Raw genomic sequence first — 8,209 nt, forward strand, 5'->3', positions numbered from 1 at the left:
TCGCGAAATGACCAGAATGAACAGGCAACTGCCAATTCCTATCGACAAACCCAGCGCATTGATCAGGGCATAGACTTTATGTTTGAGTAAATTTCTGAAGGCGATTTTGAGATAGTTTTTTATCATGAAGTTCTCCTAATTAGCTTTCAGCGGACAGCCGTTAGCTCTCAGATTTATTTTTTGTGCTGAGTGCTGAAACCTAACACCGATCCAACAACCGTGCCAGTACTGTTTTTTAATCACTTATAAGCAGTTTACAAACTTTCAAAAAGAAAAAGTATCCGCTGGCATTACACCGGGTGTGCGTTTGCGAACAATTATACCTACCGTATTTAAAAATTATGTTTGACTAAGATACCTGATATTGTAGTTTATTTTTTACAGAGCAATAAATAACTACATGAATTTATTTTTCTTACTTATTTCATCGGTTACGCTGTTTCTAGTAGTTGTTGCTGTCATTGAAATTACACTGGGCAAAAGGTCGATCAGATTTTTGAAAGACATTTCACCTGAACACGATTTTAAGGGAGATAAGGTTTCAATTGTCATCCCTGCGAGAAATGAAGAAAAAGAAATTGAGGTGGCTTTAAAGTCCGTACTGGCTCAGGGCTACAACGATTTTGAAGTCATCGTAATCGATGACCGTTCAACTGACCAAACAGCTGAAATACTCGAAGGCATTGCAAAAAGAAATCGAAAGCTTCAGGTCCATCACATCTCGATGCTTCCTGGTGGCTGGTTAGGAAAAAATCATGCTTTGCAACATGGCGCCAAACAGGCCGTGGGAAAACTGCTGCTTTTTGCAGATGCAGATATTGTTATGCATCCTTCGGCCATCAAACGAGCCGTTTATTATATGCAAAAAGATAATTTAGACCATAGGGTCGTCGGCCCACAACTTAAAATCTCAGGCAAAATGCTCAAAATAGCATTGCTGACTTTTTCAGTAAATTTTATGCTTTTTTTCCAACCTTGGAAAGCTAAGAATCCCACAAGCAAAAAATTTATCGGCGGTGGCGCTTTCAGCTTAATGCGGCGGGAGGCATATGAGGCGATCGGTACGATGCAGGCCCTACCGATGAGTGTCGCTGACGACCTCAAACTCGGTCAGCTCCTGAAACAAAACGGATTCAGGCAAGAGTTTTTGGCAGGCGGGGATATGATTTCTTTGGAATGGTAACCGACCTTAAAAGAAATGATTCATGGGCTCACAAAAAATACTTTTGCAGTCATAAATTTCAGTTTTTTAAAAGTCATTGGAATTAGTGTTGCTTTGGTTGTGCAATATTTAGGACCCCTTTTCGCAATTTTTGCTTTCACCGGCTTAATTCAAGTGCTCAACATTTTCATTATTTTGGGAGTATGAGTACTTTATTTAACTACTGCCAGTTTTATCGATTTTCCTCGTTGGTTGACTTTAGGATTTCCAATTGGAGTTATCATTAACATATATGTTATTTGGAAGTCGGCTTTGATCACTCTCAAAAACAAAGGAATCACTTGGCGGGATTCTCACTATGCACTGGATGAGCTTAAGAAATTCAAATCATGAATCGAGATAAAAGGGTGAACCTTGGTTCGTCTCTTACGTTTATTTATATTGAAAATGAAATAGTTAGAATATTTTGTTAGAGGTGGTAATAAATGAACACTTTGAAAACAACATTTTTAATGGCTTTACTGACGGTTCTTTTGGTATTTTTGGGGAATGCAATCGGCGGCCAGAGCGGCGCAATGATGGCCTTTATTTTAGCCGCTGGCATGAACTTTTTCAGCTACTGGTATTCTGATAAATTGGTTTTACGAACCTACCGTGCGCAGGAAGTCAGTGAGGCACAGGCGCCGCAATTATACACAATCGTCCGGCGTCTATCGCAGAGAGCCCATCTGCCCATGCCGAAAGTCTACATTATTCCAAACGACACTCCCAACGCATTTGCAACCGGCCGCGATCCCAACCACGCAGCAGTGGCAGTAACCGAAGGAATTATGCGAATGCTAAGCGAGGATGAGCTGGAAGGCGTGATCGCGCACGAGCTGGCGCATATAAAAAACCGGGACATTCTGATCAGTTCAGTTGCGGCAACTATCGCCGGGGCTATCAACATGCTTTATTATTTCGGCCTGTTTTTTGGCGGCAGCGACGACGATGACGGCAGCCCGATTGTTGGTTTGCTGATGATCATCATCGCACCGATTGCAGCAATGCTTATCCAAATGGCAATTTCACGTTCACGTGAGTTTGGCGCCGATCGAGTTGGCGCCGGGATTTGCGGTAAACCGATGTCCTTAGCATCTGCTTTGGAAAATTTAGAGCGAGGTGTCGAACGAATCCCGATGAACGCCACGCCAACTTCAGCGCATATGTTTATTGTTAACCCTCTTCGTGGTGGTGGAATCAGGTCTCTTTTTTCAACGCATCCTTCGACACAGGAAAGAGTCAGACGTCTTCGGGAAATGTCTATGTAAAAGCATTAAGACGTTTTCAAAAAAGGCCTCCAAAGTGATGGGTTCGAGTATTCTCCAACCCATCAAAACTAAGTCAAGACAAGACGAACCCGGCAGCACGACTCTCCACCTAAAATATCTCATCTTATTCCAAAAACCATTAAAATTTCAAACCTCAAATATGGTGCCTGAAATTCAGAGAAAAACCCTATTTTTATTAATTAAAAATAACAAAAGTGACATAATCCTAAAGAATTTAGGAAAATTGCAGAAATTTTATTAATAAATGAAAAAATCTTCTTGCTTTATTCATTCCAATTTCGGATATTGCCACCTATAGTTAATTGGACTTTCATACAAAATTGAGGAGAAAGGGCAGATGCCACAAAAAGACAAGGAATACGTTTTAAAAAGCGCCAAGGATAATAATGTCAAATTTATCCGCTTATGGTTTACAGACATTTTGGGGTTTCTAAAAAGTTTTGCAATCACAATCAAAGAGCTTGAGGTCACTTTGGACGAAGGAGCCGGGTTCGACGGTTCCTCCATTGAAGGATTTGTGCGGATCGACGAAAGCGATATGATGGCAATTCCGGATATGAATACCTGGGAGATTTTGCCCTGGCGGCATAGTGAGGAGAGTGCGGTCGCTCGAATATTCTGTGATATTCATACACCTGAAGGCGAGCCTTATGACGGCGATCCGCGCGGGGTGCTAAGACGAAACCTTAAAAGAGCGGAAGATTTAGGTTACAAATTTTACGTTGGTCCGGAACTGGAGTTTTTCTATTTCAAAAGTTCCGAAGGCACGCCCGAACCATTAGATAAAGGTGGTTATTTTGACCTCACACCTCTGGATCTTGCAAGTGATTTTCGAAAAAAAACAGTTGAAGCCCTGGATGCTTTGGGCATCGACGTCGAAACAAGTCACCATGAAGTCGGGCCGAGTCAGCACGAAATCGATCTGCGCTATACGGATGCACTCACCATGGCAGACAACGCAATGACCTATCGTTTGGTCGTAAAGGAGGTCGCCTTAAGAAATAATGTCTATGCCACGTTTATGCCAAAACCTTTGTACGGAGAAAATGGCAGCGGGATGCACGTACATATGTCGCTCTTTAAAGGAGACAGGAACGCATTTTATGATGCCAGCGACAAACACCACCTTTCCGATCTTGCAAAAAGGTACATAGCAGGTCTTATAAAACACGCTCCTGAATTTACCCTCATCACCAATCAATGGGTAAATTCATATAAACGCCTGGTACCCGGTTATGAGGCTCCTATTTACACAACCTGGGCCGTCCGCAACCGTTCGGATATGATTCGAATTCCCGCTTATAAATTAGGCAAAGAAAATGCAACGCGAATCGAACTTCGTTCACCGGACCCTGCCTGTAATCCGTATTTGGCTTTTAGCGCCATGTTAGCTGCCGGCCTGGAAGGCATCGAAAAAAACTATCCTATCATTGAGCCAGTCGAACGCAATGTGTATAATTTAAGTGAAGAAGAAAGAAAAGAACTCAATATAGATACTCTGCCTGGAGATCTTTATGAGGCCATTAAAATGATGGAACCGAGTCAGGTGATAAAAAAGGCTCTGGGCCACCACGTTTTTCATTCCCTATTGGAAAATAAGAAGTTGGAATGGGCCGATTACCGGACGCAGCTTTCAGACTGGGAGATGAAGAATTATTTTCCGATTTTGTAAAAGAAAAATGTGAAACCAAAATTCTATAAAATGAAAAAGCCCACGAGACTGAAAATCTCATGGGCTTTTATTATTTTGTAAGAATTTATTTAAGAGTTCACTAACGAAAACTGCACCGGAATCGATACCCAAACCCGGATACTTCTATCCCGCTGTTTAGCGGGTATCCATCTAACTTTTTTTAAGGCCACCATGGCTGATTCCTCAAAGCCCATATTGGCCGGCTTCGCTCTCAGGATTTCAGTTTTCTCGGCCTTGCCATCCAATCCTACCAAAACTTTTATAAATACGATGCCCTCGAGACCTGAAATATGCGCCATTCGCGGATACTTCAAGTGTTTTTGCAGTGCAGTCATGCCACCGACAATTTGCGGCGCCTCATCATAAGCGAGAAATATGGGGGGGCCATCCTCCTCGGGCGGTGCGGGCGGCGGCGGTATTTCAGATAAATCCAAATCCGTCGAAGCTATGGTCAAATCTTCCGGTATTGCGTCTTCTTCAGTAGGTATGGGCACACTGGGCCGAACCGGTGGAGGAGGCAAGCGAAATTGCTTGGTCTGCGGAATATCTGCAACTTCAATTGTCACGTCTACTTTGTCAAAGGTCTCAACATTCATATCGAATTGCTTTGCAACTTGACACATCAGAATCAGCGCAGCCATTGTTATGGCAAATGAGGCTTCAAGAACTTTGCGTTGTTTTATTTTAAGATTCGCCTCGGGCACTTTTTCAGTAACCAATTCTTGGTCTATAATTAAGTTAGAAAAGTACTTTCTGGTTAACGCATTAATCGCACTTTCTTTTTGTTCTCCAGAACTACTGAACGGCTTAAATTTGTGGTTTTGGTTTAAAAACATTGTATCCTGACTCCATTCTTTTTCAAAAAAAATATTTCTTATATCTCTAAACAAATACGGAGGTTTGATAAAAGGGTTGCAGGGGGGTTATACGGCGAAAATACGAACAACCCACTTTTGTAAGAATAAAGCCAATTTCAGAGTGAACCCCAAACCACTTGCGGGCAAATTAGGAGGCTGAAGTGATAGGATGAAGATTTGAAGATCAGATTCGCGAAAAGCTATTTACTTATCCAGCAACTCTCGTATTTTCTGACCTAGAGTTTCTTTGGAATAAGGTTTTTGAAGTAAGGCAATTAAGGCCTGGTTGAAATCCTGGGTAAGATTTGATACTTTAGATTCCGCATCATAACCAGTGACGAAAAGTACGGGCAGTTTTGGATTAATCGAGCTCATCTTTTTATAAATTTCGGGGCCACTCTCTTTGGGCATGACCACATCCATCAGGACTAAATCAACCGAATTCTTTTCTGGATTAAAAATTTCCATTGCTTCTTCACCATTCTTAGCCAGTAAGACCTTATATCCCAATCCGTTTACAATCCGAACAGCTACGTTTCTCACTATCTCTTCATCTTCAACAATTAGGATCGTCTCGCTTCCACCCTGCCAGGTATTTAACCTGTTTTTAACCTGACGCCTCTTTTCTTGTCTTTTCGTTGCTGCAGGCAAAAATATTTTAAAGGTTGTCCCTTTGTCAATGTCGCTTTCAATTTCTAAATGACCCTCATGTTGTTTTACGATTCCATACACCACGGCTAAACCTAAACCCGTACCCTTGTCTAATTCCTTGGTCGTAAAAAAGGGCTCAAAAATATGTGCCTGTGTTTCTTTATCCATGCCCAACCCGGTATCGGTTACAGTTAATTGCACATAAGCCTTACCAGGTTTCTTTCCATTTTGATGTTTAGCTAAATGATTTGGCTGAACAGAACGCGTTTTTATAAACAACCTACCCCCATCGGGCATTGCGTCACGAGCATTGGTAACCAGGTTCATGAGAATCTGATCTATTTGACCTTTGTCTGCAAAGACTGGTGGTAAACTTCGGGAAAATCTGGTTTTTAGTTCAATGTCTTCACCCAAAATCCGCTTCAGCATTTTTAGCAGATCCTCTACAACTTGATTGAGATTAAAGGACTGCTTTTTCAGAACCTGGCGGCGACTGAAGCTCAACAATTGATTTGTAAGGTCGCTCGCTTTTATTGCCGCTTTTTTGATTTCATCTAAATCATCGTATGGGTGATGATCGGGATCTAGATATTGCATTCCCAACTCGGCGTTTCCGACAATGGCGGTTAATATGTTGTTAAAATCGTGAGCCACACCACCTGCTAAGGTGCCAATTGTTTCCATCTTTTGTGATTGCAAAAGTTGCGCTTCTATTTGCTTGCGTTCAGTAATATCACGGAAGCTCCAGACCCGGCCGACGATCTTGTCTCCTATCCGCTGGGCTAATGAATAACGCTCAAAAATTCTACCGTCTTTAAAACTGAGGATATCAAAACTTTTAGCCTCAGGTTCGCTGTACAGTCTCCTCACTTGAGTTAGAAATTCCTCGGGATCCTTTAACTGATTAAGCACAAAAGCGATGACCTCATCATCGTCACGAGAGGCAATGATAGAATCCGGGATGTGCCACATCTCGAGAAACTTTTGATTAAAACTCACTATTTTTCCTTCTTCGTCCACCACCAGGATACCGTCGGCTGTTGATTCAAGAGTTGACTGCACTAGCGAAAGCGACTTTTGCAGTTCCTTTTCAGCAAGCTTGTTTTCGGTGATGTCTAAGCCGTAGCCCACTATTTGTATAACATCACCGTCCGGTCCCATGACCGGACTGGCTACTCGCAGGAAATGCCTCTCTTCACCGGAAGTTGTTTGAAGCGTCTCTTCATAACTGCTACTCTTCTTACTGGATATGACATTCTTAAACCACGTTTGTCTTTGACGGCCAATTTTGAGATCAAGACCGCGCTTTCGGCAATAGTCCAGGTCTGTTTTGCCAATCATCCATTTTCGCATCTTAGGGTCTTTAATACTGTGAGGATTAAGGTAATCGTAACGAAAATCTTTATCAAGGACACCCAGCTGAATAGGTAGATGCTCCAAAAGTTGCTCATAAAAACTTTTTAGGCCGGCAATCTGTTCTTCCGCGCGCTTGCGCTCAGTGATATCTACTGCCGTTCCCAAGACCGCCGGCTTTTGCTTAAACTCAGTGGCGCTCCAAGTGAAATCTACCCAACGTTCTTGACCCTGTTTCGTTTGTATCTTAACTTCGTAACGCGAGGATATCTTCCCTCCCTTTTGTCTCGCCAAACCGCGTTTCTTAATCAAATTTCGAAAATCCGGATGGATGACCTCCCAAAAGTTCATTTTCAGCAATTCTTCTTGAGTATATCCTGTAATATTTGAGGCCGCAGGATTTACATCCCGCATTCGATTTTTTTGAAAAATGAAAATAGCGGCAGATGTTGTTTCAGCGAGAACCCGGAATTTGGCCTCGCTTTCACGGAGAGCCTCTTCTCCTTGTTTTCGTTCCGTAATATCGCGAAGAGCAGTCACGCGCGCCTTTCGACTCTTATAGAGGCAATCTTTTCCCATTATTTCCAGGTTGAAAGTTGAGCCGTCTTTCCTGACTCCAATGACTTCATACGGTTTTTCGTGACTGGACTGAATATTTTTCATGATTATTTCCGCCGATTCAGGCGTGGTCATCTCAACCGGGGATAAGCCGATAACCTCATGCGAGTCATAACCAAACATATCGGCAAATGCTTGATTGGCCATAACCAGCTTTCCGCTTACTGAAATGATAATGCCCTCAAAAGCTGCTTCACTCAGGGTTCGATACCGCTCTTCACTCTCGAGCAGCGCCTGCTCAGTACGCTTACGCTCGGTAATGTCAACTGCAGTACCTAAAACAGCCGGATTTTGCTCAAAGGTAGTAACTCGCGCACTATAATCGACCCAGCGTTCTTCACCCCCCTTCATTTGTATTTTAATTTCATATCGGGACGGCACCTTCTCACCTTTCTGTCTTGCTATACCACGCTTTTTGACCAATTCTTGAAATTCCTGATGGATAACTTCCCAAAAATTCATTTTCAGCAATTCGTCTCGAGTGTATCCGGTTATTTTTGTGGCTGCGGGATTTACATACTTCACGCGGTTCATTTGATAAATG

At 42.6% G+C, this 8,209-nt stretch carries 5 protein-coding genes; 3 read left to right on the forward strand and 2 right to left on the reverse strand.

Features of this window, described 5'->3' with window-relative positions; all coding sequences use genetic code 11:
- Positions 1–400 precede the first annotated feature (400 nt).
- The 3 genes from IH879_15075 to glnA all read left to right on the forward strand — a co-directional run bounded on the left by IH879_15075 (position 401) and on the right by glnA (position 4,165).
- Complete coding sequence (locus IH879_15075) at positions 401–1,183, forward strand: glycosyltransferase (protein ID MCH7676256.1); 783 nt, start codon at positions 401–403, stop codon at positions 1,181–1,183.
- Between the two features lie 464 nt (positions 1,184–1,647).
- A complete protein-coding gene (htpX, locus tag IH879_15080) occupies positions 1,648–2,472 on the forward strand; it encodes a zinc metalloprotease HtpX (protein MCH7676257.1) in 825 nt (274 codons plus the stop codon).
- Positions 2,473–2,830: 358 nt separating this feature from the next.
- Positions 2,831–4,165: a type I glutamate--ammonia ligase gene (glnA, locus tag IH879_15085; GenBank protein ID MCH7676258.1), complete on the forward strand. Its 1,335-nt coding sequence runs from the start codon at positions 2,831–2,833 to the stop codon at positions 4,163–4,165.
- Positions 4,166–4,254: 89 nt separating this feature from the next.
- Here the strand turns inward: glnA and IH879_15090 are convergent, their stop codons facing one another.
- Together IH879_15090 and IH879_15095 are read right to left on the reverse strand one after the other, a co-directional pair.
- A complete protein-coding gene (locus tag IH879_15090; protein ID MCH7676259.1) occupies positions 4,255–5,022 on the reverse strand; it encodes an energy transducer TonB in 768 nt (255 codons plus the stop codon).
- A 225-nt stretch (positions 5,023–5,247) separates the two neighbouring features.
- The coding region (locus IH879_15095) for a PAS domain S-box protein (protein ID MCH7676260.1) at positions 5,248–8,209 on the reverse strand (2,962 nt) is incomplete at its 5' end.

This window comes from candidate division KSB1 bacterium, assembly GCA_022562085.1.
In the GTDB taxonomy this organism is placed as follows: Bacteria; Zhuqueibacterota; Zhuqueibacteria; order Oceanimicrobiales; family Oceanimicrobiaceae; genus Oceanimicrobium.